This window comes from Ancylobacter mangrovi (assembly GCF_024752355.1).
In the GTDB taxonomy this organism is placed as follows: domain Bacteria; phylum Pseudomonadota; class Alphaproteobacteria; order Rhizobiales; family Xanthobacteraceae; genus Ancylobacter; species Ancylobacter mangrovi.
The window spans coordinates 226,381-252,574 of the sequence record NZ_JANTHZ010000003.1 but is presented as its reverse complement, the minus strand read 5'-3'; the positions used below and the strand labels follow the sequence as shown (position 1 = coordinate 252,574).

Genomic DNA, 26,194 nt, shown 5'->3' with positions numbered 1-26,194 from the left:
TCATGGACGCCCGCATCGTCTGTCGTCGCGGGACCCCGGCACCCGGGCGCCGCCGCCGCTCCTGATCCTTAGAACACCGTGCCGTCGGCGTCGATAGCGATCGGCGGTGGGCCGGCCGGTGGGCGGCGTTCGGCAGCGATGCGCCGGCCCGCGGCCCAGGTCCCGCCCTGCAACATCTTCGCCAGCGGGAACTGCGAGGCGTCGAGCCCCAGCCGCTCGCGCACCGGGTCGGCGAGCCGGTCCATCAGCGCCACGGTCAGCGCGCGCCATTCCACCACCATCTCGCTGCCGACCGGCTGCTTCTGCTCGGGCAGCAACGGCGTGCGCGGCACGATCGCGCCGAGATCGATCAGCAGCCCGCCATTGCGGTATTCCGGCAGTGCCGTCAGCGCGTCGAGGTCGGTCACCGCGAAGCCGGCCGCCTCGAACGGCTCCAGCAGCGAATAGGTCAGCCACTGCGACAGCTTGTGGAAAGGCACCAGATGGTTCGACAGGTCCGGCACCTCGACCCCCGGGTGGCGCCCGACATCGCCGAGCGCGACGCCCTCCACCACCAGCCCCGCCGGCCAGATCGCCGACAGCCCGTCGAGCAGCGCCTCCAGAATGGTCGGCGCCGGCAGCCGGCCGAGCGGCGCCTTGTCGAACAGCGCGTCGTACAGCCCGCCCGGGCGGATCACCCCGTCGCCGAACAGGTCCCTGCGGGTCGCCAGCGCGTGGCCGAGCCGGTTCAGCAGCGCCACCCGCCCCTCGAGCCCGACCGGCGGCTTGGCCTCGCTCACCTGGAAGTGGCGGGCCAGCGTGTCGGCGTCGATCCGCATCAGCGCGCCCGCATCGGCCCGAAGCGGCACCTTCGGGTCGGAGGAGAAGCCGCCCGCCTCGAACATGCGCAGGCTCGCCACCGCCAGCCCTTCCGAGCGCCCGATGGTGAGCCCGCTCGCCTCCTCGTGGTAGTACCAGGCATCGCCCGCCCCGGCGTCGAGCAGCACGCTCACCACCGCGAGGTCGATCATCACCCGCGCCCGCTCGGCCGCGTCGTTCGTGGGCAAGCGCTGCTCCAGCGCCGGCCAGCGCTGCAGCCCGCCGGCGTCGAAGTGCCGCCAGCGGCTGTGATAGGGGATGTCGAGCGTGGGATAGGCCTGCCGCGTCACCTCGGCGACATAGTCCGCCACCGTGCCGAGCGCGGCCTCGTCGACGGTGAAATGCGCCGAGCGGCCGGCCAGCACATAGTCGAGCACCAGGTGACAGCGGGAGCGGACCGCGGCTGGCGAGCGCAGGGCGGCGAGTTCGGGCGGGATCATACGGCGTCCTTGACTGGCTGAAGCGGGCCCGCGCCTGCGAAGGCCCCGCTCGGACGGTTCTGACAGGCGGGCGTCAGCGCCTGCGTACGAATTCGGTGCGCAGCACGAGGCCCTTGATGCCCTCGAAGCGGCAGTCGATCTCTTCCGGGTTGTCGGTAAGACGGATGGCGCGGATCACGGTGCCCTGCTTCAGCGTCTGGCCCGCGCCCTTCACCTTGAGGTCCTTGACGAGGACCACGGAATCGCCGTCGGAGAGAACGTTGCCGGCGGCGTCGCGTACCGCGGAGGCCGCGGCCGCCGCGGCCGCCATCTCGGAAGCGGGACGCCATTCCCCGGTTTCCTCGTCATACACATACGCGTCGTCGTCGCCGGCCATATCCATCTCTTTCATCCTTGCACTCGCGCGCACCACCGGGGCCGGAGGCGAGGCGCAAGGGCCTATTCCTTCAGCGCGCGGCCCTGCGTCGCGTCGTATTGGCTCTGGAATCCGACGCCGTAATAGCCCGCGGAAACCTTCGCCTCCATCTCGACCCGCGCATCGGAGGGAATGAGATCGTCCGGGATCGGCACCCGCTCGACCACCTCGATGCCCGCGCGCGCCAGCGCGTTGAACTTCATGTCGCTCATCGAGGCGAAGCGGTCGATGCGGGAGATGCCGAGCCAGTGGAACACGTCCGGCATCAGCTCCTGGAAGCGCATGTCCTGCACCCCGGCGACGCATTCGGTGCGCTTGAAATAGGTCTCCGGCAGGTCGCCGCCCTGCTGGCGCTTGCGGGCGTTGTAGACGAGGAACTTGGTCACCTCGCCCAGCGCCCGGCCCTCCTTGCGGTTGTAGACCACGAGGCCGACGCCGCCCTTTTGCGCCATCTCCACGCACATCTCGATGCCGTGGGCGAGATAGGGCCGGCAGGTGCAGATGTCGGAGGAGAACACGTCCGAGCCGTTGCACTCGTCATGCACCCGGCAGGCGAGCGGGGTCACGCCGTCGCCGATCTTCGAGGGGTCGCCGAACATATAGAGCGTCATGCCCCCGATCGGCGGCAGGAACACCTTGAGGTCGCCGCGCGTCACCAGCTCCGGGAACATGCCGCCCGTGTGCTCGAACAGCGCCCGGCGCAGCGCCCCCTCGCCCACGCCGAAGCGCTCGGCGATGCCCGGCAGGTACCACACCGGGTCGACCGCCGCCTTGGTGACGCGCACGTCGCCCTTGGGGCCGATGATGTCGCCGTCGATGGCGAGCCGCCCGGCGCGGATCGCCTCGCGGATCTCCGGCATGTCGATATGGGCGCGGGTGATGGCGATGCTCGGCCGCGCGTCGATGCCGGCGGCGATCTCCTCGGCGAACGCCTCCCCGGTCATGTGGCCGTAGGGGTCGAGCGAGACGATCTTGCCTGGATCGCCCCATTGCGGGTGCGGGCCGATCGGGTCGGAGGGCGAGGTGTCGGTGAGGTCGGCGCGGAAGTCGGCGGTAAGCGAGCCGGCGGCGATGGCAAGCGCGCGGTAGACCGAATAGCCGCCCGCATGGGTGCCGATGGCGTTGCGCCGCTTCGGGTCCGTCAGCGTCGCCACCACCGGGCCGCGCTCGCGCGGGGACGGGGCGCCCCAGTTCAGGGTCGGGGCGTCGGCGGCGACGCCGGTGGGCGCGCCATGGGAGGTGAGGACGATGTGGTTGCGGGAACGACCGCCTGCACTGGCATTGACGGACATGACTGGCTCGCTTCTCGTCCGGCCCTGTGCCGGGCTGCTGGGAAGCACTCAATGTGAGCGCCAATTCCCCCGTTCCGCAAGAGGTTGCGCGCGGAAGTGTTAAAAAATCGGACGAGATGGTCCGTTTCTTGTATCGGGAATCGCTCTTTCCGCTACGCTGTGGGAGGCTGGCGCGACCGCCGACCACCCACCCTTCCGCCGACAGTCCCGAGCCCGAGCGAGCCGACGATGAACGCGCCCTCCGCCCCGACCCTCACCACGCCGCCTTCCACCGTCGTCGTCGATCATCCGATGATCCAGCACAAGCTGACGCTGATGCGCCGCACCCGCACGCCGGCGAACGAGTTCCGCCTGCTGCTGCGCGAGATCAGCATGCTCATGGCCTATGAGGTCACGCGCGACATGCCGATGGAAATGATCGAGATCGAGACCCCGCTCGCCACCATGCAGGCGCCGGTGGTGGCGGGAAAGAAGCTCTGCCTGGTCTCGGTGCTGCGCGCCGGCGGCGGCATTCTCGAGGGCATGCTGGAGATCCTGCCCGCCGCCCGCGTCGGCCATGTCGGACTCTACCGCGACCCGGTCTCGCTCGCCGCGGTCGAGTATTATCTCAAGCTCCCGCGCGACATTTCCGAGCGCACCGCGATCGTGCTCGACCCGATGCTGGCGACCGGCAATTCCGCCGCCGCCGCGGTGGCGGAGGTCAAGGCGGCCGGCTGCCAGTCGATCAAGTTCGTCTCGCTGATCGCCGCGCCCGAGGGCCTCGCCACCTTCCACGAGGCGCATCCCGACGTGCCGGTCTACACCGCCGCCATCGACAGCCACCTCAACGACCACGGTTACATCGTGCCCGGCATCGGCGATGCCGGCGACCGCATCTTCGGCACCAAGTAGCGGCGGGCGGGCGCAGCCCATGCAGCGGATCACCCTCACCATCGACGACGCGCTGCTCGCCGCCGTCGACGCCTATGCCGCCCGCCACGGCTACTCCACCCGCTCGGAGGCGGTCCGCGACGCGCTGCGCGCCGCCCTTTCCGGCGCCTCGCTGTCGGGCGCTGTGCTCGCCGAGGGTGAGCCCGCGGCGGCCCCGGCACCCGCCGACCCTCCGGCGGACCCCGCCGCGCCCTGCCACGCGACGCTCAGCTATGTCTACGACCACGAGAAGCGCGACCTCTCGCGCCGCCTCGCCAGGGTGCAGCACGGCCATCATCATCTCGCCGTTGCCTCGCTGCATGTCCATCTCGACCACGAGACCTGCCTCGAGGTCGCGGTGCTGCACGGCCCCGCCGACGCGGTGCGGAGCCTTGCCGACGAGGTGGTGACCCAGCGCGGCGTGCGCTACGGCCACCTGCACCTGCTGCCGGCGCCGGCCGACGCACAGGCCCGCGCACACGCGGGCCATGCGCACGATGACGCGGCGCATGATTTGCCCTCGCAGGCGCACAAGGACGATTGACGCCGTCCCCGTCGAACGTAAGCTGACTGCGTCATTTCATCATACGCAGACGTACGCACCGGGGGCTCCCCGAAGGCGGCCTGCCCGTTCCAGAGGGGTTGTCATGTCCAACGTCGTCTCGCCGGCCCGCCGTTCCGTTCCCGGTCTCGCCCGCCACGCGGCGCGCGCCGTCCTCGCCGGCGGCTTCGCGCTGGTGCCCGCGCTCGCCTTCGCCCATCCCGGCCACGGCCCGGCGGTCGGCTTCGCGCACGGCTTCCTGCACCCGGTGAGCGGCCTCGACCACGTCCTCGCCATGGTCGCGGTCGGCATCTTCGCCGCCCAGCTCGGCGGGCGCGCCATCTGGGCGGTGCCGGCGAGCTTCGTGGCGCTGATGGCGGCCGGCGGCTTCCTCGGCATGTCCGGCATCGGCCTGCCCCTGGTCGAGCTCGGCATCGCGCTCTCCATCATCGTGCTCGGCGGCACGGTGGCGCTCGGCCGGAAGGACTGGCCGCTCGGCGCCGCCATGGCGCTGGTCGGCTTCTTCGCCCTGTTCCACGGCCACGCCCACGGCGCCGAGATGCCGGTGGACGCGTCCGGCCTCGAATATGCCGCCGGCTTCATGGCGGCGACGGCGGCGCTGCACGCGGCCGGCATCGGCCTCGCCCTCTCCATCGGCAAGCTCTCCGAGGCCCGCGCGCCGCGCCTGGCCCAGGCGGTCGGCGCCGTGGTCGCGGTCGCCGGCCTCGGCATCCTCTCCGGCGCGATCTGAGCCGCGCCGGGGCGCCTGCCTGACGCAATCCCCGCCGGCCGCCGCCGAAACTTTCGGCGCCACGGCCGGCGCGATGCCGACAATCCGGGCTTCCGGTCCGCCGGGAGCCCGTCTATCCTTCCTCGTCCCTAGGGTTCCGGCGCCGGTCGCGGCGCGGCTGGTCCGAGAGGGGCAGCCCGGCGCGGGGAGGTTCCCCATCACATTCGCCGGGTCCACGGCGGGACAAAAGCCCGGGAGGCTCGCGCGACGGTTTCGCGGCGCAGATCTTCTGGCACCGCAGGGTCTTCCTCGAAACCGTCCGACAGGACCGACGGCCGGCCTCCGGCCAAGCGAGGAGAACGCCCAATGCCTGCGACCCCGATCGACGCCTTCGCGATCACCGCCCGCCCGCCCCACTCGCCTCTCGCCGGCGCCCCGGCCCGCGCCACCCGCGTCGCCGGCCCCATGGCCGCGCCCGAGCGCCGGCGCCGCCACCATCCCAATTTCGAGATCCGCGGCATGCAGGGCTGGAAGGCGCTGGAGGCCGAGGAGGGCCTGTCCGAGGCCGGCTGGCGCAAGGAGCAGCAATGGGCGCTCGACATGGGCCTGCCCGGCGCGGATTCGATCACCGACAAGTCGATCCCGACCTTCGCCCGCGGCGAGCTGCCCCATTTCGCCGGCATCAACACCTTCCTCAAGGCGCCCTATGTCGAGAACGTGCGCGACGTGGGCAAGTACGACGCCGCCGTGCTCGGCATCCCGTTCGATTCCGGCACCACCTACCGGCCCGGCACCCGCTTCGGGCCGCAGGGCATCCGTCGCATCTCCGCGCTCTACACGCCCTATAATTACGAGCTCGGCGTCGACCTGCGCGAGCAGATGACGCTGTGCGACGCCGGCGACGTGTTCACCATCCCCGCCAATCTCGAGAAGAGCTTCGACCAGATCTCGAAGGGCGTCTCCCACGTCTTCTCGTCGGGCGCGCTGCCGATCATGCTCGGCGGCGACCATTCGATCGGCTTTCCCTGCGTGCGCGGCATCGCCGAATGCACCTCCAAGCGCATCGGCATCATCCATTTCGACCGCCACATCGACATCCAGGAGAAGGATCTCGACGAGCGCATGCATACCACGCCCTGGTACTGGGCGACCAACCTGCCGAACGTGAAGCCGCAGAACCTCGTCCAGCTCGGCATCGGCGGCTGGCAGGTCCCGCGCTACGGCGTGCAGGAAGCGCGCAAGCGCGGCACCAACGTGCTGACCATCGACGACATCGAGAAGATCGGGCTGGAGAAGACCGCCGAGATCGCGCTCGAGCTCGCCTGGAAGGACGCGGACGCGGTCTACATCTCCTTCGACGTCGATTCGATCGACTGCGGCTTCGTGCCCGGCACCGGCTGGCCCGAGCCGGGCGGCTTCCTGCCGCGCGAGGCGCTGAAGATCCTCGGCCTCGTCGCCGCCGAGGGGCTGTGCGGGCTGGAGGTGGTTGAGGTCTCCCCGCCCTACGACACTTCGGACATCACCGCCCTGTTCGGCCTGCGCGTGGTGGTCGAGGCGCTCGGCTCCATGGTCGCCCATGGCAAGATGGGCGCGCACAAGCACATCATCGACAAGCCGGTGAGCTTCTGAGCCCAGCTCCCGCCGCGCCGGGCCTTTGGTCCGGCCGGCGCGAGGAGGAGAGCGCCATGCATCGCGGTCATGATCACGACCACCCGCACGACCATTCCCACGGCGCCGGCGGCCATAGCCACGGCCACGGCACAGCGCATTCGCACGCCCAGGCGCATGCCCACGCCCACGCCCATGGCGGCCACAATCACGGCCCCGGCCCGCGCCCGGCGGCGCAGTGGCAGACCCCGCATCTTCCCGAGCCGCCCGAGGAGGGCGACCACGCCCATGTCGAGCCCGATCTCGACCTGGTCGAGAAGGCGTTCGTGGAAGGCTTCGGCTCGACCTCCGACCCCACCAGCTTCCTGCGCCTCGCCCGCATCCCGTTCGACGCCGTCAGCCGCGAGGGCGCGCGGGTCAGCCTGCTGCGGGTGGAGACGGACGAGGCGACCGATGTCGGCGCGGTGATGCCGCAGCTCGGCGGCGGCGCGTTCCGCTACGATCCGCTGCCCGCCTCCATGGTCTCGCGCCGGCGGCGCCTGCGATTCCTCTATTTCGACGGCCGCGCCGTGCTGCCCCTGACGCTGGCGCAGGTGCGCGACCTCGCAGAGACGTGAGCCGGGCGCTTTTCGCAAAAGCGCGCCCGATCGCCGCGTCAGGGGTTTGCCGGGTTGATCGGAACGGCTCCAAAGTTCATGTTGCCGCTCGACGCGCCCCGTTCGCTCTGTGTTCGGGGGCCGGAGTGGGTGCACATGGACTACGGACGCTTTTTCCAGGATGCCGTCGACGCGCTCAAGAATGAGCGGCGCTACCGGACCTTCGCCGAGATCGAGCGCGACACGCAGCGCTTCCCTCATGCCGTATGGCACTCGCCCGAGGGCGAGCGCGACATCGTCATCTGGTGCTCGAACGACTATCTCGGCATGGGCTGCCATCCTGACGTGGTAGAGGCCCTGTGCGCCACCGCCCGCGAGGTCGGCGCCGGCGCCGGCGGCACCCGCAACATCTCCGGCAACAGCCATGCCATCGTCGAGCTGGAAGCCGAGCTCGCCGACCTGCACGGCAAGCAGGCGGGGCTGGTCTTCACCTCCGGCTACGTGTCGAACCAGACCGGCATCTCGACCCTCGCCAAGCTCATTCCCGACTGCCTCGTCCTCTCCGACGCGCTGAACCACAACTCGATGATCGAGGGCGTGCGCCAGGCCGGCCGCGAGAAGGCGATCTTCCGCCACAACGACCTCGCCCATCTCGAGGAGCTGCTGCAGGCGGCCGGCGACCGGCCCAAGCTGATCGTGTTCGAGAGCGTCTATTCGATGGACGGCGACGTCGCCCCGATCGGCGCCATCTGCGACCTCGCCCAGCGCTACGGCGCCATGACCTATCTCGACGAGGTGCACGCAGTCGGCATGTACGGCCCGCGCGGCGCGGGCGTCGCCGAGCGCGACGGCGTGATGGACCGGGTGGACGTGATCGAGGGCACGCTCGGCAAGGCGTTCGGCGTCGTCGGCGGCTACATCGCCGGCAAGGCGGCGGTGCTGGACGCAGTGCGCTCCTATGCGCCCGGCTTCATCTTCACCACCGCGCTCCCCCCCGCCATCGCGGCGGCGGCGGTCGCCTCGGTGCGCCACCTCAAGGCGTCGGGCGCCGAGCGCGCGCGCCAGCAGGCGCAGGTCGGCAAGGTCAAGCGCGCGCTCGATCTCGCCGGGCTGCCCCAGCTCGACACCGAGACCCACATCGTGCCGGTCATGGTCGGCGACGCCGAGGCCTGCAAGGCCGCCAGCGACATGCTGCTCAACGACCACGGCATCTACATCCAGCCGATCAACTACCCGACCGTGCCGCGCGGCACCGAGCGGCTGCGCATCACGCCCGGCCCGTTCCACGACGACGCGCTGGTCGCCGACCTCGCCCGCGCGCTGACCGATGTGTGGAACCGGCTCGGCCTCGCCTTCGTGCCGCGCGCGCAGGCGGCCGAGTAGCACGCGCGCCCTCCCCGGCCGCGGGCCGGGGACCAATCCCGCCGGGGATCAGTCCTTCGGTTCGCTCTTGTCGATCTCGACCGCCTCGGAGGGCACCACCGCCCGGCCGAAGAACAGCCGCGCGATCACCGGCACCAGCATCGCCAGCGCCAGGAAGCGCATCAGGTGGTGTGCGGCGACGAAGGCCGGGTCGACGCCGAGCACGAAGGCCATGATCGTCATCGCCTCCAGCGCGCCCGGCACATAGGCCAGCAGCACCTTCGGCAGCGGCTCGTCGGCGAGCCACGAGCCGAGCAGCGCGAAGCCCAGCGCCACCGCCGTCGCGATCACCAGCGCCACCACCGAATCGACCAGGAAGCGTCGCAGCGTCTCCAGCCGCGTGCCGGTGAAGCGGCTGCCGGTATTGGCACCGAGCACCGCGAAGCTGGCGATCAGCAGGAGGTCCGGCAGCCGTCCCTCGATCAGCCCGAGCCCGTGGACGAAGCCGCTCGCCAGCATCGCCCCGACCATGGAGCCGCCGGGGAAGTTCGCCCGCTCGGCGACCAGCCCGCCGAGGATGCCGACGCCGAGCGACATCAGGAATCCGGCGAGATCCGGCACCACCGGCGTCACCGGCAGCGTGCCCGCCGGCTGGTGGCCGAGCCCGCCCATCACCCCGGGCAGCAGCGCCACCAGCACGAACAGCCGCATCGACTGGCCGAACACCACGCGCCGCGTGTCGGCGCCTGAGCTTTCCGCCATGATCAGCACGGTCGAGAGCGCCCCCGGCACCGAGGCGAAGAAGGCGCTGCGCCGGTCCCAGCGCGAGACCTTCTCGAGATAGAGCACCGAGGCGCCGATCATGACCGGCACGGAGAGCCCGAGCACCGCCATCGTCACCGGCCAGGTGGCGATGCCGCGCAGCGTGTCCGGGGTGATGGTCGCCCCCATCGAGGTGCCGATCACCACATAGGTCGCGGTGCGTATGGGCGGGGAGACGGCGACCGGCACGCCGGCCAGCGCCAGCACCGCGGTCAGCACCAGCGCGCCGGACAGCCAGCCCGCCGGCATGCCGGCATAGGCGAACAGCGCGCCGCCCACGCCAGCGGCGACGAGGGTCGAGGCATAGCTGGCGAACTGGCGCGGCGAGGAGCCGAAGGTATGCTTGAACAGCTTGGGCAGCGGCATCGGGCGGATCGGGCGGGAGGCGGGAAAAGCGGCGCGAAAAGAAAGGGATGGTCGCGTCCGGTTTGCGCCGGATCAATGCGCCGATTGGCCCCCGCGGTCAAATCCGCTCCATGCATAACTCATCGCTCTTCCATGCCGAGCGCGCCGTGCCGCGCTACACCTCCTACCCCACCGCCCCGCATTTCTCGGGCGAGGTCGGGGCGGGCGAGCACGCAAGCTGGCTGTCCGCGCTGGGGCCGGAGGCGACGCTGTCGCTCTACCTGCATGTGCCGTTCTGCCCCTCGCTGTGCTTCTACTGCGGCTGCACCACCAAGGCGACGCGCCGGCGCGAGCCGGTCGCCGCCTATGTGGCGCGGCTGGAGAAGGAGATCGACCTCGTCGCCGCCAGGGCCGGCGGGCGGCGCGTCGTCCACCTCGCCTGGGGCGGGGGCACGCCGAGCCTGATCGGCCCCGAAGCGCTGAAGCGGCTCCACGCCCGTATCGCCGGGCATTTCGACCTCGATTCGGTCGCCGAGCACGCCATCGAGCTCGACCCGCGCGAGACCGACGAGGAGCTCGCCGATGCGCTGGCCGCCATCGGCGTCGACCGCGTCAGCTTCGGCGTGCAGGACTTCAGCGCCCATGTGCAGCGCGCCATCGGCCGCGTGCAGCCCTTCGGCACAGTCGACCGCGCGGTGCGGCTGATGCGCGAGGCAGGCGTCGCGGCGATCAATCTCGACCTCATGTTCGGCCTGCCGCACCAGACCGCGCGCGACGTGCGGCGCTCGGCGCAGATGGCGACGCTGCTCGCGCCCGAGCGGCTCGCCCTGTTCGGCTACGCCCATGTGCCGTGGATGCGCACCAACCAGCGGATGATCGATCAGTCCTCGCTGCCCGGCGCGGCCGAGCGGCTGGAGCAGTCGGAAGCCGCGCGCGAGACGCTTCTCGAAGCCGGCTATGTGGCGATCGGCCTCGACCATTTCGCCCGGCCGTCCGACCCGCTGGCGCGCGCCGCCGCCGCCGGCCGGCTGCACCGCAACTTCCAGGGCTACACGGTCGACAGGGCGGACGCGCTGGTCGGGCTCGGCGCCTCGGCGATCAGCCGCTTTCCCGCCGGCTTCACCCAGAACGCGCCGGACGCGCACAGCTACCGCCGCGCCATCGACGCCGGCGACTTCGCCACCGTCCGCGGCGTCGCCTTCACCGGCGACGACCTCAGGCGCGGGGCGGCGATCGAGCGGCTGATGTGCGACCTCGCGGTGGATCTCGACGCCGACCTGATGACCGAGGCCGCCCCGCGCCTCGCCTCGCTCGCCGCCGACGGGCTGCTGAGCATAGACGGCGGCCACGTGGCGATGACCGATGAGGGCCGGCCCTTCGTGCGGCTCGCCGCCGCCGCGCTCGACGCGCGCCTGCAGGCCGGCACCGGGCGCCATTCCACCGCGGTGTGAAGGCGTGGGGGAGGCCTTGCCGCCCCCTTCCCCGCATGGCGGCGACGGCGACAGCGCAAAAGGAAATGCCCCGCTCGAGGCGGGGCATAAGGCCAACGGAGGGATTCTTCTTGTGGTTATTCGCTGCCGGCCTCAGGCCGCGCCGGCGAGGCGCCGCATGCTGCCGCGATCCTGGATGCGCACCTCGTCGGCGCGCAGCAGGGCGACGAGGCCGCGCCGCTTCAGTTCGGAAAAGGCCCGGCTCACCGTCTCCAGCGTCAGGCCGAGAAAGTCGGCGATCTCCTGGCGCGTCATCGACAGGTGCAGCGTGGCGCCGCCGACCATGCCCTCGGGCATCAGCCGCAGCAGGAAGAACGCCACTCGCTCCAGCGCCGACATGCGGCCGAGCACCAGCGCGTGGGAATGCATGACGCAGAGCTGCGCCTCGAAGCGCCGCAGCAGCCGCGCCGCCAGCACCGGGTCGCGCTCCAGCGCGCTGCGCTCATGGGTGGAGATCACGGAGGGGGTCAGCGTCTCGGCCGAGCAGGCATAGGCTTCGTCATGGGCGAGGCCGAACACGTCGCCCGGCCCGAGCAGCTCGACCACCTGGCGGCGCCCGTCCGGCAGCAGCTTGGTGAGCATCACCGCGCCCTCGACCACTTCCATGATCCGGCGCGCGGGGTCGCCCTCATGCAGCACCGTGGTGTGGGCAGCGACGCGCAGATTGGCGGCGGGTGCCTCCACAAGCTGCGGGCTGCGCGAAAAGCTGCCGGTCCGTTCCTCGATGATCTGGCGCATATTTCCCTCCGCCGTTGATCTTTCTCAATGGTAGAGGGCTTGCCGGCGCCGCACAGTTCGGTGGGCTGCGTAAGGGACTTTCCCGACCGGCCCGGTCGCTGCCGGCCGGTCGTCCGCGAGCTAGTCGCCGGTCAGCACGTGCAGCAGCGATTCCGCGTTCAGCGGCTTGCGCAGCACCCGCACCGGGCTCACCCCACGCAGCTGGTGGTCGATCGCTCCCTGCGACTGGCCCGTGATGACCACCAGCACCGGCGGGGAGGCGAGCTTCTGCAGCCAGCGGATCAGCTGCCCGCCGGAAATCCCCGGCAGGCTGAGATCGACGATGACGGTGTCCGCGCCGGCCGGCGGCGTGGTCCGCAACAGGCCCTCGGCATCGGGATAGAGGATCACCTCGTGCCCCAGATTCTGCAGAATCAGGCTGAGCGAATCGCTCACTCCGGCGTCGTCCTCCACCACATGAACCCGCACAGGCATTCTCCCGCTTGTTGCACGCGAAGGTGAGCCAGGGGCCGTCGCCCTAGCAATTCGTAGGGATGCGTAGAAAATCGAAAGGTTCCCGCCCCGTCGCCATTTCGTCCCTCGCGAGTGCAAGAAAGAGCGAGGCCCGGCGGGGGCCGGACGGATCTTCCGCTGGCGGTGGAAGTTGCGGCGCGCCCTCAGGCGCGCATGTCCTTCAGCACGATGCGCACAAGGTCGGCGGCGTTCTTGGCGCCGAGCTTCTCCATGATGCGCGCGCGGTGCACCTCGATGGTGCGCGGGCTGATGCCCAGCACCCGCCCGGCCTCCTTGTTCGAGGCGCCGGAGGCGATCTGCACCAGCACCTCGCGCTCGCGCGGGGTCAGTAGGTCGTGGCCCGGGAAATGCGCCGTCAGCAGGTCCGAGGGCTCGGCCCCGGCGCGCCTGTTGTGCGCGTCGATGGCGTCGCGCACACGCTCCACCACAGTGTCGGCGTCGAATGGCTTCTCGATGAAGTCGAGCGCGCCGTGGCGGATCGCGTCCACCGCCATCGGGATGTCGCCCTGGCCGGAAATGATGAAGATCGGCGCCGGATAGCGGTCCGCTTCCAGCTCCTTCAATATGTCGAGGCCGGAGCGGCCGGGCATGTGGACGTCGAGCACGATGCAGGCCGGGACATGGGTGCGCGCGACCGACAGGAAGGCCGCACCGTCGGAGAAGCCGCGCACGTGATAGCCTTCCAGGCTGAGCACCAGGGAGAGCGCATCGCGGACCGCCGAATCGTCGTCGACGATGAAGACTTCACCCATCTGCGCCATCGGCGCCCCCCTCACCAGCAACGGCCGTGGCCGACGCGAAGGCCGGCAGGACCAAAGAGAAGCAAGCCCCCTTGCCGTGTCCGCCGGGATCGACCAGCAGGTCACCCCCGTGGTTCTGGGCGATCGTCCGCGAAATCGCAAGCCCGAGACCCATGCCGCGACGTTTTGAACTGGCGAACGCCTCGAACAGCTTGGGCAGCGCCTCGGGTGCGATTCCCGGCCCGTTATCCTGCACGTCGAGGATCACGTCGTCGCCCTTCAGCCGGGTCGAGACGCGGATCGCCGGCTCGGGCGAGACGGAGGCGGCCTCGATCGCGTTGCGCACCAGATTGACCACGATCTGCTGGATCTGCACCGGGTCCACCGACACCGGCGGCAGCGCCGGCCCCTCCTCGCGGTCGATGCGGATGCGGTGGCGCTGGCCGAGCAGCGTCAGGTCGATGGCGTCGTCGATCAGCGGGTCGAGGTCGCGCGCGTGCCGTTCGGGCGCGCGCTTCTCCACGAACTGGCGCATGCGCTGGATGATGTGGCCCGCGCGCTCGGCCTCGCCCGCCGCCTTGTCGAGGATGTCGCCGACCACGGTATTGATGTCGACCCCGCGCGAATGGGCGCGGCGGATCGCCTGCAGATAGAGCATCAGCGCGGTCAGCGGCTGGTTCAGCTCGTGGGCGATGGCCGCGCCCATCTCGTCGATCGCCGACACCCGGGCGAGATGCACCAGCTCGCTCTGCAGCTCGGCGAGCCGCGCCTCGCTCTCCTTGCGCGGGCGCAGGTCACGCAGGATGCCGATGAACTGGCGCCCCTCCGGCGTCGCCGCCTCGCCGACCGAAAGCTCGAGCGGGAACACCGTGCCGTCGGCATGGCGCCCGCGCACCTCGCGGCCGATGCCGATGATCTTCTTCACCCCGGTGCGGATGTAGCTGCCGACATATTCGTCGTGATCGGCCGCGTATTCGGTCGGCATCACCAGCTTGACGTTCTGCCCGATCGCGTCGGCCGCGCCGATCCCGAACATGGTCTCGCAGGCCTTGTTGAAGATCAGGATGCGGGCACGCTCGTCGATGACGATGATGCCATCGGCCGCCGTATCGAGCACCGAAAGCAGCCGCGCCTCGGAAACGGTCGGCTGGTCCACGGCGCTTCGCTCGTCACCAAACTCGCGCATGGCGCCAATTTGCGCCGGCCATCTGCCGCCCGCAAGCCTTCCACGGGCGGTAATCGGGGAAGATCACCGCTTCAGCCAGTCGACGAGACGATTGGTCGCTTCGCTCATCTGCGCCTCGCCGCGCGCGAAGCACATGCGGATGTAGCTCTCCCCGCCCGGCCCGAACGCCGTACCGGGGGCGAGGCCGATGCGGGCCTCGTCCACCAGCTTCAGCGCCAGCGCGCGCATGTCCCGCTCGCCCTCGACGCCGAAGAACATGTAGAAGGCGCCCGGCGGGCGGGCGAAGCGTACCCGGTTCGAGGTCGCGAGCCCGTCGGCGACGATGTCGCGCCCGCGCCGCGCCCGCTCGATCTGGTGGGCGACGAAGCTCTCCCCGCGCTCCAGCGCCACGATGCCCGCGCGCTGCATGAAGGCGGCGACGCCCGAGGTCGAATACTGGATCAGGTTCTCCAGCACGTCGCCCAGCAGCGGGTGGGACTCGATCCAGCCGAGCCGCCAGCCGGTCATCGCCCAGTTCTTGGAGAAGGTCTGGACGAACAGGATCCGGTCCTCCTGCTCCATGATGTCGTGGAAGGAAGGCGCGCGCCCGCCCTCGCCGGCCTCGTAGTAGAAGCGGCCGTAGATCTCGTCGGCGACGATCCACAGCCCGTGCCGGCGGGCGATGTCGAGCACGCCGGCGAGCGCCTCGCGGCTGGCGACGAAGCCGGTCGGGTTGGCCGGCGTGTTAATGAAGATCACGCGCGTGCGCGGCGAGACCGCGCTCTCCAGCCGGTCGAGGTCGATCCAGAAGCCGCGCGCCTCGTCGAAGGCGAGCGGCACGTAGACCGGCCGCGCGCCGATCACCTCCGCCGCCGCCGCCGCGTTCGGCCAGGCCGGGGACGGGATGATGATCTCCTCCTCGGCCGAGAGGGTGAGCGCCAGCGCGATCTGGATCGCCTGCATACCCGAGCCGGTGACGAAATAGCGCTCCGGGTCCTCGCTGACGCCGTAGAGCCCGGCCATGTAGCGGGCGATGGCGGCGCGCAGCTCCGGGATGCCGCGCTGCCAGGTGTAGAAGGTCTCGCCCGCCGCCAGCGAGCGGGTCGCCGCCTCGGCGATGAAGGCCGGCGTCGGCAGGTCGCCCTCGCCGGCCCAGAGCGGGATCATCCCCTCGCGCTGGCGGCCATAGTTCATCACCTCGACGATGCCGCTCTCCGGCAGCGAGAGCGCCTGCGGGCGCACATGATCGAGGAGGGAGGGAGCGGCGAAGGGCGGGTCAAGGGTCGTCATGAGCGCACTCGGTCGAAGCCATGGGACGACACGGCCAAAGGACCTGTCACCCCATGGCTTAGTGTCCCTCGCCGTCCTCGGCAATCGGGAAAGACGGCGTAGGTGGCACGGTTCAGCGTCGGCGCGAACGCGCCAGCTCGCGCGGAGACACCGCCGGATTGCCCATCACCGTCGCGCCGGGCGCCACCGATTTGGTGACCACGGCGCCCACCGCGATGGTCGCGCCCTTGCCGATGACCAGCGGCCGCCCGCGCCGTCCGTTGGTGATGGTGGCCCCGCCACCGACATAGACCTCCTCCTCGATCACGACATAGCCGGAGATCGTCGCCGAGGGGCAGATGTTGCAATGGTCGTGGATGGTTACGTCATGGCCGATCGAGCACATCGGCATCAGCTGGATGTTGTTGCCGATGATCGTCCCCGGGCCGACATAGCAGGGCGAAGCGACGATGGTGCCCACCCCCACCTCGATATGGGGGAAGAGGCTGGGATAGATGTGACGGATGTCGAGCAGCCTGCCGCCGGCGGCGGCGATCTTGTCCGCCATCATCCGCCGGTGGGCGGCGTTTCCGACGGAGATGAACACATCCGGGAGCGGGTCGATCTTCAGCCAGGAATCGCGTGTGATCAGCGGCTTGCCAGCCATTTCGAGGCCTTTGTCGCCATCTATGTCGTCGATATAGGCGATGATCCGCGCGACCTTGTAGACGTCCTGCAGCATGGTCTCGAGCGCCCAGCCCTGGCCGGACGCGCCGTAGATGACGATATTGGGAACTGACACGCTCTCTCTCCACTCCTGCCGACCACGCGATCGCGACGACCCGCGCGTCGCGGCGCCCCGCCCGTCTCAGGGCTCCTCCGCCGGCTCGGCCTGCGGCAGAAGATCGAACTCCCGCCGCATCAACTGGCCGACCCGCTTTATGTAGTCCGCCCGCTTGTACAGCGAGTCATGCAGCGCTTTCAGCTCCTGGTTGACCTGCCGATACATCTCCTCATCTGCTTCGAAATCCCGGATCCGCGCGACGATGTTCGCGATCATGTCCTCCGGATCCGCGAAGATCACCGGCAGGTCCTTCAGGGTTTCCGAATGGAAGAACGTCTCGTTGTAGACGGCGAAGCCGATCCCGCCCTGGCACACGGGCTGGGCGATATAGCCGTCGAACCCCTCGCCGAAGCTGATCGAGAACAGGCAGCGGCTGGCGAGGTCCATGAACGTGTCGAACGTGATCTTGAAGATTTCGACGAAGCGGTAATCGGGCAGCGCCTCCTTCAGCGCAGCGAGCACCGCCTCCCGGTACGGCGCCGGGTCGGGCGAATAGATAATCAGCTTTTCCTTGTCGCTCACATCAATCGGCTCGTAGCCGCTGAGGTCGACATAAGCCGGCAGTAGCAGCGTCGGCAGGTTGTAGAAATCCGCCGTTTGCTGGGTAAAGGAGGCTGGATGGGCGACCGACTGGGTCAGCTCGTCCGCAAGGACACGAAGATCTTCGAGCTCCTCCCGGCGCGGCATCATCTGGATATTCTGGTTCGTGATGTTGATGAACAGGTGCTGGCGCGAGGCCAGATAGTCGCGCAACTCGTCCGTCACCTGCGTCATGAAGCCGGACACCATGTACTCCGGCATATGGATGTAAAGCCTCTCCACCGACTGGCAGCGCAGCAGCTGCGAGAACCGGAACACATCCTCGCTGTTGCGGAACTTGTCGTGCCGCGTGAACGTCAGGTCGGACCTGTTGGGACGGGTCATCAGCACGACCTCATAGCCGTGGCTCCGACGCAGCCGCCCCGCGGCGCCGGCGATCGTGAACAGCGAGAGGACGCCCCCACCCATGCCTGTATGTTCAGGCACGAGGAAGACGCACAACGCCTTGGCATTCTCGATATGGGCGGGAAAGGTCGCGTCCTGCAGTTGCCGGATGATGCGCGAACCGAGCAAGGCGCTTTGCGGGGTATCGATGTCCGCGTTGGGCCGCTTCTCCCGACGGCCTCCGCGAATGTAATGGAGAAAGGGATTCATGCCGCTCCGCTCCACGTCCTCGTTGAGCAAGAGATAAGCGGCGCTGTTGAAATCCGGGGTGGGATTCCGCTCCTCCTTCCAGCCATGCAGGACATAGTGATGGACCGGATCGACGCCCGCCTCCCGGACGTCGGGGTTGGCCGCGAGATAATACGGGATGTCGAATTCCGGCCGGATCGCCGCCGCTTCGTCGAGGAGCACCTGCTCCTTGGCTGATCCCGCGCGTCCCTCCGCCCGGCCATGCCGGACGTAGTGGACGAAAGGGTTCGCTCCCGCTTCAGCGATGTCCGGATTGGCTTCCAGATAATACCGCGTATCGAAAGACGAATTGGGCTTCCTGTATTCCTTCCATCCGAGGGTCACGAAATGGATCAGCGGATCAAGCCCCGTCCCGGCGACATCCCGGTACATCGCCGCGTAATAGACCGGGTCGAATTGGTCCGCGATGGCGGCCAGATCGTCGGCCTCCCGGTCGGTCAGGAGGCCGGCATATCCGGGGCCCGGCGCCATCGGCGCTGCCGCGGCACTCTGGGCGGCCTCCTCCCCCGGCGAGGCGAAGCGCCCCTCGCCCCGGCCATGCTCGACATAGTGAGCGAACGGATTGTCAGCGCTTCCGGCGATATCGGGATAGCGCTGCAGATAATAGGCGGTATCGAACAAGGCGTTCGGGTTGCGCCGTTCCTTCCAGCCGAAGCGCACGAAGTGCAGCAGTGGATCCATGCCGGAAGCGGCAACGTCCGGATAGGTCGACAGATAGAAGGCGGGGTCGAAAGCACGCGCGACGATGGCCAGCTCCGCCTCGAGCCTATCGTCCAATGCCTCTGCCCCCATCCTCGCCCCCTTCGTTCCTGTTCCAGCCGCTTCACCTCACGCCCGAGCTCGCCGGGTGGACCGCGCGGCACTTACGGCCGGACGCGGCGCGCCGCCCTGCGCGCAATGCCCCCGGACCATGATAGCGGCGAGAGCGCGGGACGATCCCGGCCCCTCGCGCCAGCCAGCCTTCGCTCACCCTCCGCCGCCGGCCCGCGCCAGCGCCTCGTGGAAGATGCTCCAGATCTCGTCGGCGCTGCCCGCGTCCTCGCCGTCATAGACCGGCAGGCACACGGCGCGGGCCGAAAGCGCGGCCGCGTTCGGCACATGCGCGGCGCCGATGCCGAGCCCCACGGTCGGGTAGTAGTAGCGCCGCGCCAGCAGGCCGGAGGTCCGGCAGGCGCGCAGCACCCGCTCGGGGTCGACGCCGTCGGGCAGGCGCAGCGCGAAACACTGCCAGGGCGAGCGCTCCTCCTCGCCCGGCGCCACGAAGGTCCCGAGCCCCGCCGCCTGCGCCAGCGCGTTGTAGCGCGCCGCCATGGCCCGGCGTTCCGCGAGCCGGGCGGCGAGATGATGGAACACGGCGATCGCCATCGAGGCGGTGAGTTCGTCCATCTTGCCGTTCAGCCCCTCGCCGGGCTGGAGATCGCCCAGCGCCCACAGGCCGAAATTGAGCGCCGAGCGCAGATTGTGCTGGTGCGCCGGCGGCACCACCGCGACGCCGCCCTCGCCGACGCCGAACGGCTTGGTCGCGTGCAGCGAGAACAGCTCCATCGCGCCCTCGACCGCGAACCGCTCCACCACCGCCCGGTCGACGCCGATGCCGGCGGCGTTGTCGATCACCAGCGGCACGCCGTGGCGGCGACAGACCTCGCCCAGCGCGCCGATGTCGGTCCAGATGCCGTAGGGACGGACCGCGATCACCGCTCCGATATCGTAGCGGGCGATCAGCTCATCGGCGAGCGCGGCATCAAGCACGCCGGTCAGGGGGTCGACGTCGCCCACCACCGCCGCCAGCCCCGCCCCGCGGATCGCCGCCGCCGTCGCGGGGAAGGTGAAGGCGGGATACAGCACCGGGCGGTTGACGCGCAGCGCGATCAGCGCCGCCGACAGCCCGACCGTGCAGTTCGCGCAGGCCACCGCCGACATGCCGGGGAAGTAGGCGACCTCCAGCAACCGCTCGAAATGCAGCGAGGAGGGGCCGAAATTCGAGTAGAAATTGCTCTGCCGCGCCCGCGAGAACTCGGCCTCCACCTCCTGCAGCGCCGGCAGGCGCGGACGCACGAAGGGGAATCGCAGCGGCACCTCGGCGGCCGGGATCTGCGGGCCCGCCACCCGGGAGGGAGGAGACTCCACCCCCTCATTCAGCAGCTTCATGACGCGTTCTCCCCGCATGCTGCGCGCCACGGGCGGCACCGCAGATCACACCGACCTGCGTACGGCGCAGCGGAAAGCCTGGCCGTGCCCGAAAACACATGCATACAAATAACTTTTTGTTGCCGCCCCTCCCGGAACTTGCTCTCTGCACGTCGCACCCCCGGGACTTAAGACCATAATCCAAGGCCGGAAAAACCGGAACTGCCGAGACCGCGGCCGGCGGCCATATTTGTCGGCTTACGATCTACCAGCTGGTGCCCGGCACCCTGAGCCCGGCCATGCCGAGCCCGGCCTTGCCGACGGCGAAGGGGATCAGCCGCTCCAGCGCGTGCAGCACGGTGCCGTCGTCGGGTAGCGGCTCGGGCGGGTAGTCCTGCCAGCTAAGATCGAGATCGAGCAGCGGTCGCAGCCCCTCGCGCCGCGCCCAGAACATGGTGCCGAGCGGAAAGTCGAAGAAATCGGGCAGCGGCTCCTCGATCCCCATGCGCCGCGCCAGCTCCTGCGCCACCTCGCGGTTCGCGTTCCAGCCGACGACGTTCGGGTCCTCGGCGATCAGCAGGCCGAGGCCGGGGTTCTCCTCGAAGGCCAGCGCCGCCGTGTCCATCATGGCCCCTCGTCCGCCGACCAGGTTGGTCCACAGGAAGGTGCGCCAGCGCTCGCCCATCTGAGCGTCGACCGCGAGGCTGCGCTTGGCGTGGACATGGCCGATCACGTCATAGGTGTCGGCGCCGATCACGTCGGCGAGCCCGGTCAGGAACGCGCCGATGTCGCGCCCCGCATTCGGCACCGTGCGCAGCTCTGAGCGCCCTGGATAGCGCGCCAGCGCGGTCGAGAGCATCTCGGCCTTGAGCGCGCTGTCAGTGGTCACGAACAGGTCCGGCCGGCTGGCATTGGCGCGCAGCCGGTCGATCAGGTCGTCCGCCAGTTCGGGATAGTGGAAATGGGCATGGAGCGCGAGCCGCAGCCCGCTCTCGCGCCGCCGGTGCGGCAGGTGCACGGGCCGCGACCACGGTCCCTGCGGGCGCCCGGATTCCAGCCAGTGCACCAGCGGGTCACGGTCTCCGTCGACGCATGCCGCGCGCCGCGCGAGCGCGTAGAGCGTAGGATGGAAGCCGGCCACCGCTCGCCGCACCGGGCGCGTCGGCGAGCGGCCATGCTCGCTCGCCGCCACCCCGTTCCACAGCCGCCACTTGATGGCGGCGATACGCGGCCAGTCATGCGGCGGCGTCCAGCTCTCGTGCACCGTGAACAGGAGGAACGGGTCGATCACCGCCATCGCCTCGTTCAGCACCTCCTCGCCGATCGCGAGGCGCTCGGCCGCACGCCGCCCGAACCCGTCGATCTGCGCGACATAGGCCTCCATGTCGAAGGTGCGCGCCGCGAGCCGGACCAGTTCCTCGCCCAGCCGCTCGCGCCCGGCGCGGTCCTCCGCCAGCCGGCAGATGAGCTGCGCCGCCGCCGCGGCGTCGAGATGGGGCACCACCAGCTCGCGCGTCGCCGGCTCCTCGGCCAGCACCTCGGCGGTGCCTACGCCGCCGGCAAAGCAGACCAGCGGGATGCCGAGCGACATGGCGTCGATCGCCACATTGGGCTGTGGGTCGAGCCGCGAACTGAGCAGGAAGATGTCCGCCTGCCGGTATATGCCCGCGATATCGTCCACCGCCGGCATCATGGCGAAGCTGTCGCCGAGGTCCGACCGCCGGATCTGATCGTCGAGATAGACGGAATAGGTAAGGTCGTGACGCGGGTCGAAGCCGTCGCCGACCCAGACGAAGCGCAGCTTCAGATCGGGGCGCAGGCGCCGTGCCACCACCGCGGTCTCGACGAACGCTTCGACGCCCTTGCGCAGCTGCACCCAACCTGCGCCCAAGACGACGATCGCATCTTCCTGCCCGGGCAGGCGGAGATCCGGCGCTCGACCAACCGATGGCTGCCGAACGGGCGCAGGACGTGGCGCGAAAATCGCATCGAGGCTCTCGCTCCCGGCATGCTCCGGCGCTCGGGACGGCGGCAGCTCGGAGCGCCCCTGCGGCAGGATATGGATCCCCGAACGGTCCTCCAGCCCCGTCACCATCTCGAAGCTGGACTGCGCCACGACCCGTGCCGGGAACACCACCTCGCTTGCCCAGCCGAACATCTCCTCGAGCTTGGAATGTGGCCGGCTATAGGTTGCGAACTCGTGCACCAGCGCCACCACCGGCACGCCGAGCCGGCCGAGCTCGGCCGCCAGCGGCTGCGTCTCGATGCTGTTGGCGATCACATAGAGAGGGCGGTATTCATTTAGCAGCCGCTTCGCCATCGAGCGCATCTCGACCGGATTGCGCGCGACGCCGTTCAGCGGCGCCACCGAGGCCGCGGCGGCGGCACGGAATTCCTCCTCCAGGTCGCCGCCGTGCAGCAGCACCGAGACCACGCGGCATTTCGGCTCAAGCTGGCGCATGATATTCCAGCCAAGGATCGGCGCGCCGGTGCGCGAAGCCTCGTGGCAGATCATCAGCACCGCTGGCCGCCGCCCCTCCGGCAGAGGCTCGAAGCGTATGTCGTCGGCATGGGAGCGCCCGCGCCGGCCCTCCATACGCCCGAAATCGTCGTAATGCTTGATGAGGCGAGAGTGCGGCAGGAAGGCCGTCACGTCGGGATAGTTCTCGCGGTAATAGGCCGGGTCGAAATTCTCGCTCGGCCGCAGCCCCACCGCCTCGCCCAGCAGCACGTAGTGCAACGCCGCGTCGGGAACGTCGGGAGCCCATTTACGATAATAGGCCTCGTCGAAGCTGGCGCTGGTGGCGACTGCGCGCGCGAGTTCCTCGGCGGCCTCGCGCATCGCCGGCATGGTCAGGCCCAGCGCGTCGAAATAGAGCCAGGCGACGGCGGGCGCCATGTCGAGCCCGATCGAGGCGAGATAGGGCGCGAGATAGGCGGTCTCGATCCCACTCAGCGGCTCCAGGCCCTGCCGCCACCCCTCGGTCACGTAATGCAGCGCCGCGTCCGTATCGGGCCCAAGCCCGGCAAGCTCGCGGTAGGCGCCAGTCGAGAAGGCGAGAGAGGCCGTCAGCAGTCCGGCGCCGACCGCGGCGGATTCGTCGGAATCCGGCCGGTCCAGCATCAGATCTCCTCCGCCGGGCCGAGCAGCTTCCGGCGCACGGCCTTGCGCCAGATCCGCGGGGTCACCCGGCGGATCATCTTTTCGACGCGGTCGTGGAGCCGGAAATAGCGGCTCCGCCATTGCTCGAGCTCCATCTTGAGCGTGTTGATCTCGACGCCGCCTGGCTCGTAGCGCCCGCGCAGGCCGTCGAGTTCCCGTACCAGATTGGTGGTGTAGCGATGCGCGACCGTCAGCTCGTGTTCGAGCTTCGCGCAGCGCTCCGTCAGCCCCGCGACATTCGCCTCGAGCTGCGCCCGGCGGGCTTCGGAATCCTCGTAGAGGTGGCGCCATTCCTTATGGTCGCCCCCCCGCCCAACCGAATTGCGGGTGACGCCCGTCGAGGCATGGGTGCCGAGGACGGCAAAGCTGCGGCTGGCGACGACCCGGAACATCTCGCTCTCGCGCCGTGTCCGCTCGACCTCTTGGCGCGCCTGGTCGAGGCGGGCGGCCTCGTGGCTGGCAAGCAGCCGCGCCTTGTCCACCTCGCGCCTGTAGTGCTCGACATCCGCGGTCAGCCGGTCGACAGAGGCGAGCGCCGTCTTGAGCCGGCCCTCCAGCGCCGCGCCCCCTTGGGCCCGCTCGAGCACGGTCCCGACCGCCCCGTCCTCGATGAACAGCGAGACCGGCGTCGGCGGAAGAGCCGCCGCCGAGGCGATGGCGAGCAGACAGGGTGCGTGCGGCATGCCCGCATTCACCTCGTAGCGCGCGCCACCGCGCTTCTCGAAGGTGATGAGCCCGGCCGCCGGGTTGGCCCCGTCCGGCGCCAGCGAGGAACCGATCATCGCCCGCTGCGCCAGCATGCGCACATGCGGGAAATGCCGCCGGGCCAGCGCCTCCAGCTCGGCCCGGCTCAGCTCGCGCACATGGAAGGCGCTCGCCGCCGCCGCGGAAGGGGACGGCGAGGGCACGTCGCGCTCGGGCATGGAGAGGAGCAGCAGCCCGTCCGGCCGCAGCAGCCGCGCCGCGGCGGCCATCACGGCCTCCGGGTCGTCGAGCCGGGGCAGGGTCTCGAAGCAGACGATGCGGTCGACACTTGCCTCCGGCAGCTCCAGCCGGCGCGCATCGCCCTCCTCGAAGCGCAGGCGCGGGCTCGCATAGCTGGCGCGCGCATGGGCGACCGCCTGCTGCGACACGTCGATACCGACGACCGAGCGCGCCACCTGCGCCAGCAACGCGCTGCCATAGCCCTCGCCGCAGCCCAGGTCTATGACGTCGCAATCACGGCAAAGCTCACGGGCGATAAAATAACGATGCAGATGTTCGATCTCTGCCTGGCCGGAAATCGCCGAAGTCAGCCGCTCTCCCGTCCAGTCCAGCGCCTTGTCCGGAATGAATCTCTCGAAAATCTCCCCCAAGATCGCCTCGCTCAACTGACGGCACGACGCCTATTATTGTTAATCCAGCGTGGATACTGCGTAACCGCGCTCAAGGTCCGACAGCGTACGGCGGATACCATCCGAAAAACTCAGCCATGGCCGCCAATTCAGCAAATCATGCATCATCGATATGTCAAGGACGCTCACCGGAACATCATATGGCCGGCCGGCTTGCCGGCGCACCTCGAGTCGGCGGCCCAACGCTGTCTCCAGCTCGGCCACGATCGCGTTCAGGCTGACCCCGATGCCGCTGCCTATGTTGAAGACGTGCTGCTCGCCGACATCCTCGGTGCAGGCCAGCGTCATCAGCCCGTTCGCCACGTCGGAAATGTGCACGTAATCGCGCACCACTTCGCCATCGCCCCAGATCACGATCGGTTCATGCGCGAGGGCGCGGTAGAGGAAGGTCGTCACCGCGCCCTGCCCGCGCGCCAGGTTCTGCCCCGCCCCGAACGGGTTGGCGAGGCGGGCGACGCGGCAGTCGAGCCCGTATTGGTTGCGGTAGCAGCTGATGTAGTGCTCAGCCGCCGCCTTGCCGGCACCATAGGCGTTCAGCGGGCTGAGCGGGTGGTCCTCATGCACCGGCACCCGCCGCAGCCGGCCGTAGACGGTGCCGCCGGAGGAGGAGAACACCAGACGCGGCGCGTGCCCGGCTCCCCGCGCGCGCACCGTCTCCAGCAGTGCGATGGTCGGCCCAACATTGGACGCCAGGTCGAGTGCCGGGCAGTCGTTGGCGCTCGCCGGCACCGAGCTCCAGGCATAGTGATGGACGACCGCGACGTCCTCGATCAGCTCCCGCCAGGGCGCGCCATCGAGCTCGAAGAAGCGCCAGGAGATCCGCTCGCGCAGCACCGCCGGCAGGTCGTTCGGCAGCGGCGTCCTGTCAGCGACCACCACATCGTGGCCGGCCTTGGCCAGCGCCAGCGCGACGTGGCGGCCGACGAACCCGCTGCCGCCGAGCACGAGATGCTTACCGTCCATGGCGCTCTCCATGGAGGTGGATCGCCCGACCGCCGCCGGCGACATGCGCCAGGTGAAGGGAAGGTCGTGGGAGGCTGATCGGCAAACGGCGCGAGGCGGCGCGCACGCGCGACGGCGGCCGCAGCAATTCATCGATGCCTGATCGGCGGCACGGTTCTCCCGCACCGCTCCGAGACACGCGCGCCAATTTCGGTATCCCCCCTGCCCCAACAAGCCCATAGCACCGCCGGGCACGTCAGGCAAGCAACCCGCCGCGAATATAGCGTATGGGCAGGGCAAGAACTGCGGGTCTATTTTGGCCGAGACCCATCAATATCGTAAATACTTGATAAATACCAATAAATGGTATTTAGATAAGGTTTACGTCGAGCGACCTATCCGGCGAGCCGAATTGGCGTCCACGCCTTTCCGCGCCGCGTTCAGCCTTCCGGGATGACTCCCAGCGCCATGTCGCCGGCATTCGTGTGTCCGGTGTCCATGTGTCCTCCCGATCCCGGCCGGCCGCCGCCTGCGTGGCAACGGTCCATGACCGGATGCCCTCCATCGGATCGCCCTCGGGCCGGGAAGTCGCGGGTCACCCTTTCCGGCGCTGCCTACGGAAGGGGCGCACCCGTTCCTCGTTAGGACAAGGCTTTAA

General features: G+C 69.6%; 22 protein-coding genes and 1 riboswitch. Of the genes, 7 read left to right on the top strand and 15 right to left on the bottom strand.

Annotated elements, in window-relative coordinates:
- Positions 1-68: 68 nt before the first annotated feature.
- The 3 genes from NVS89_RS10400 to NVS89_RS10390 all read right to left on the bottom strand — a co-directional run bounded on the left by NVS89_RS10400 (position 69) and on the right by NVS89_RS10390 (position 3,005).
- The gene (locus NVS89_RS10400) at positions 69-1,298 is read right to left on the bottom strand and encodes a URC4/urg3 family protein (RefSeq protein WP_258732625.1); all 1,230 of its coding nucleotides are present in this window, start codon (positions 1,296-1,298) and stop codon (positions 69-71) included.
- A gap of 73 nt (positions 1,299-1,371) precedes the next feature.
- Entirely contained in the window at positions 1,372-1,674 is a 303-nt protein-coding gene (locus tag NVS89_RS10395; protein WP_258732624.1) for an alkylphosphonate utilization protein, read from the bottom strand.
- Between the two features lie 62 nt (positions 1,675-1,736).
- On the bottom strand, positions 1,737-3,005 hold the full coding sequence (locus NVS89_RS10390; RefSeq protein ID WP_258732623.1) for a GTP cyclohydrolase II: 1,269 nt from the start codon (positions 3,003-3,005) through the stop codon (positions 1,737-1,739).
- A gap of 228 nt (positions 3,006-3,233) precedes the next feature.
- Here NVS89_RS10390 and upp point away from each other — a divergent pair, with 228 nt between their 5' ends.
- The 6 genes from upp to hemA all read left to right on the top strand — a co-directional run bounded on the left by upp (position 3,234) and on the right by hemA (position 8,772).
- Positions 3,234-3,896, top strand: coding sequence for a uracil phosphoribosyltransferase (upp, locus tag NVS89_RS10385; protein ID WP_258732622.1), 663 nt, complete (start codon positions 3,234-3,236; stop codon positions 3,894-3,896).
- 19 nt (positions 3,897-3,915) lie between these two features.
- Positions 3,916-4,458 (top strand): nickel-responsive transcriptional regulator NikR, encoded by a 543-nt coding sequence (nikR, locus tag NVS89_RS10380; protein WP_258732621.1) that lies wholly within the window; start codon positions 3,916-3,918, stop codon positions 4,456-4,458.
- 103 nt (positions 4,459-4,561) lie between these two features.
- Positions 4,562-5,206 (top strand): HupE/UreJ family protein, encoded by a 645-nt coding sequence (locus NVS89_RS10375; protein ID WP_258732620.1) that lies wholly within the window; start codon positions 4,562-4,564, stop codon positions 5,204-5,206.
- Positions 5,207-5,323: 117 nt separating this feature from the next.
- Positions 5,324-5,445: riboswitch (guanidine-I (ykkC/yxkD leader) on the top strand.
- A gap of 205 nt (positions 5,446-5,650) precedes the next feature.
- Entirely contained in the window at positions 5,651-6,814 is a 1,164-nt protein-coding gene (locus NVS89_RS10370; protein WP_258732725.1) for an agmatinase family protein, read from the top strand.
- A 56-nt stretch (positions 6,815-6,870) separates the two neighbouring features.
- Entirely contained in the window at positions 6,871-7,410 is a 540-nt protein-coding gene (locus NVS89_RS10365) for a hypothetical protein (RefSeq protein WP_258732618.1), read from the top strand.
- 135 nt (positions 7,411-7,545) lie between these two features.
- Positions 7,546-8,772, top strand: coding sequence for a 5-aminolevulinate synthase (gene hemA, locus NVS89_RS10360; protein WP_258732616.1), 1,227 nt, complete (start codon positions 7,546-7,548; stop codon positions 8,770-8,772).
- A 48-nt stretch (positions 8,773-8,820) separates the two neighbouring features.
- Here the strand turns inward: hemA and NVS89_RS10355 are convergent, their stop codons facing one another.
- Positions 8,821-9,939, bottom strand: a complete 1,119-nt coding sequence (locus tag NVS89_RS10355; RefSeq protein WP_258732615.1) for an AbrB family transcriptional regulator — start codon at positions 9,937-9,939, stop codon at positions 8,821-8,823.
- Positions 9,940-10,049: 110 nt separating this feature from the next.
- Between NVS89_RS10355 and hemN the strand changes: the two genes are divergently transcribed.
- Positions 10,050-11,369 carry an oxygen-independent coproporphyrinogen III oxidase gene (hemN, locus tag NVS89_RS10350; RefSeq protein ID WP_258732614.1) on the top strand — a complete coding sequence of 440 codons (1,320 nt, stop codon included), beginning with the start codon at positions 10,050-10,052 and terminating at the stop codon, positions 11,367-11,369.
- A 132-nt stretch (positions 11,370-11,501) separates the two neighbouring features.
- Here hemN and NVS89_RS10345 read toward each other — a convergent pair whose 3' ends face one another.
- From NVS89_RS10345 to NVS89_RS10290, 11 genes are all read right to left on the bottom strand, one after another.
- Positions 11,502-12,146: a Crp/Fnr family transcriptional regulator gene (locus tag NVS89_RS10345; RefSeq protein ID WP_258732613.1), complete on the bottom strand. Its 645-nt coding sequence runs from the start codon at positions 12,144-12,146 to the stop codon at positions 11,502-11,504.
- Between the two features lie 120 nt (positions 12,147-12,266).
- Positions 12,267-12,620, bottom strand: a complete 354-nt coding sequence (locus tag NVS89_RS10340; protein ID WP_258732612.1) for a response regulator — start codon at positions 12,618-12,620, stop codon at positions 12,267-12,269.
- Positions 12,621-12,802: 182 nt separating this feature from the next.
- Complete coding sequence (locus NVS89_RS10335; RefSeq protein ID WP_258732611.1) at positions 12,803-13,420, bottom strand: response regulator transcription factor; 618 nt, start codon at positions 13,418-13,420, stop codon at positions 12,803-12,805.
- Entirely contained in the window at positions 13,404-14,555 is a 1,152-nt protein-coding gene (locus NVS89_RS10330; RefSeq protein ID WP_258732610.1) for a sensor histidine kinase, read from the bottom strand. Before NVS89_RS10330 ends, NVS89_RS10335 begins: the two co-directional genes overlap by 17 nt.
- Before the next feature lie 93 nt (positions 14,556-14,648).
- Positions 14,649-15,854 carry a pyridoxal phosphate-dependent aminotransferase gene (locus NVS89_RS10325; protein WP_258732609.1) on the bottom strand — a complete coding sequence of 402 codons (1,206 nt, stop codon included), beginning with the start codon at positions 15,852-15,854 and terminating at the stop codon, positions 14,649-14,651.
- Positions 15,855-15,966: 112 nt separating this feature from the next.
- The gene (locus NVS89_RS10315; protein ID WP_309486193.1) at positions 15,967-16,635 is read right to left on the bottom strand and encodes a PglD-related sugar-binding protein; all 669 of its coding nucleotides are present in this window, start codon (positions 16,633-16,635) and stop codon (positions 15,967-15,969) included.
- 66 nt (positions 16,636-16,701) lie between these two features.
- Positions 16,702-18,702 carry a hypothetical protein gene (locus NVS89_RS10310; protein WP_258732608.1) on the bottom strand — a complete coding sequence of 667 codons (2,001 nt, stop codon included), beginning with the start codon at positions 18,700-18,702 and terminating at the stop codon, positions 16,702-16,704.
- Positions 18,703-18,876: 174 nt separating this feature from the next.
- A complete protein-coding gene (locus tag NVS89_RS10305; RefSeq protein ID WP_258732607.1) occupies positions 18,877-20,058 on the bottom strand; it encodes a DegT/DnrJ/EryC1/StrS family aminotransferase in 1,182 nt (393 codons plus the stop codon).
- A 244-nt stretch (positions 20,059-20,302) separates the two neighbouring features.
- A complete protein-coding gene (locus NVS89_RS10300; RefSeq protein WP_258732606.1) occupies positions 20,303-23,161 on the bottom strand; it encodes a rhamnan synthesis F family protein in 2,859 nt (952 codons plus the stop codon).
- Positions 23,161-24,555, bottom strand: coding sequence for a class I SAM-dependent methyltransferase (locus NVS89_RS10295; RefSeq protein ID WP_258732605.1), 1,395 nt, complete (start codon positions 24,553-24,555; stop codon positions 23,161-23,163). Before NVS89_RS10295 ends, NVS89_RS10300 begins: the two co-directional genes overlap by 1 nt.
- Before the next feature lie 39 nt (positions 24,556-24,594).
- Entirely contained in the window at positions 24,595-25,569 is a 975-nt protein-coding gene (locus tag NVS89_RS10290; RefSeq protein WP_258732604.1) for an NAD-dependent epimerase/dehydratase family protein, read from the bottom strand.
- Between the last annotated feature and the right edge of the window lie 625 nt (positions 25,570-26,194).

Excerpts from the sequence above, each read along its gene's own strand:
- NVS89_RS10400 (WP_258732625.1), bottom strand. The coding sequence starts at position 1,298 with ATGATCCCGCCCGAACTCGCCGCCCTGCGCTCGCCAGCCGCGGTCCGC.
- NVS89_RS10370 (WP_258732725.1), top strand. The coding sequence starts at position 5,651 with ATGGCCGCGCCCGAGCGCCGGCGCCGCCACCATCCCAATTTCGAGATC.
- NVS89_RS10305 (WP_258732607.1), bottom strand. The coding sequence starts at position 20,058 with ATGAAGCTGCTGAATGAGGGGGTGGAGTCTCCTCCCTCCCGGGTGGCG.
- NVS89_RS10365 (WP_258732618.1), top strand. The coding sequence starts at position 6,871 with ATGCATCGCGGTCATGATCACGACCACCCGCACGACCATTCCCACGGC.
- NVS89_RS10340 (WP_258732612.1), bottom strand. The coding sequence starts at position 12,620 with ATGCCTGTGCGGGTTCATGTGGTGGAGGACGACGCCGGAGTGAGCGAT.
- NVS89_RS10310 (WP_258732608.1), bottom strand. The coding sequence starts at position 18,702 with ATGGGGGCAGAGGCATTGGACGATAGGCTCGAGGCGGAGCTGGCCATC.
- NVS89_RS10390 (WP_258732623.1), bottom strand. The coding sequence starts at position 3,005 with ATGTCCGTCAATGCCAGTGCAGGCGGTCGTTCCCGCAACCACATCGTC.
- NVS89_RS10300 (WP_258732606.1), bottom strand. The coding sequence starts at position 23,161 with ATGCTGGACCGGCCGGATTCCGACGAATCCGCCGCGGTCGGCGCCGGA.
- NVS89_RS10290 (WP_258732604.1), bottom strand. The coding sequence starts at position 25,569 with ATGGAGAGCGCCATGGACGGTAAGCATCTCGTGCTCGGCGGCAGCGGG.
- NVS89_RS10325 (WP_258732609.1), bottom strand. The coding sequence starts at position 15,854 with ATGACGACCCTTGACCCGCCCTTCGCCGCTCCCTCCCTCCTCGATCAT.
- NVS89_RS10355 (WP_258732615.1), bottom strand. The coding sequence starts at position 9,939 with ATGCCGCTGCCCAAGCTGTTCAAGCATACCTTCGGCTCCTCGCCGCGC.
- nikR (WP_258732621.1), top strand. The coding sequence starts at position 3,916 with ATGCAGCGGATCACCCTCACCATCGACGACGCGCTGCTCGCCGCCGTC.
- hemA (WP_258732616.1), top strand. The coding sequence starts at position 7,546 with ATGGACTACGGACGCTTTTTCCAGGATGCCGTCGACGCGCTCAAGAAT.
- NVS89_RS10375 (WP_258732620.1), top strand. The coding sequence starts at position 4,562 with ATGTCCAACGTCGTCTCGCCGGCCCGCCGTTCCGTTCCCGGTCTCGCC.
- NVS89_RS10335 (WP_258732611.1), bottom strand. The coding sequence starts at position 13,420 with ATGGCGCAGATGGGTGAAGTCTTCATCGTCGACGACGATTCGGCGGTC.
- NVS89_RS10395 (WP_258732624.1), bottom strand. The coding sequence starts at position 1,674 with ATGGCCGGCGACGACGACGCGTATGTGTATGACGAGGAAACCGGGGAA.
- upp (WP_258732622.1), top strand. The coding sequence starts at position 3,234 with ATGAACGCGCCCTCCGCCCCGACCCTCACCACGCCGCCTTCCACCGTC.
- NVS89_RS10345 (WP_258732613.1), bottom strand. The coding sequence starts at position 12,146 with ATGCGCCAGATCATCGAGGAACGGACCGGCAGCTTTTCGCGCAGCCCG.
- hemN (WP_258732614.1), top strand. The coding sequence starts at position 10,050 with ATGCATAACTCATCGCTCTTCCATGCCGAGCGCGCCGTGCCGCGCTAC.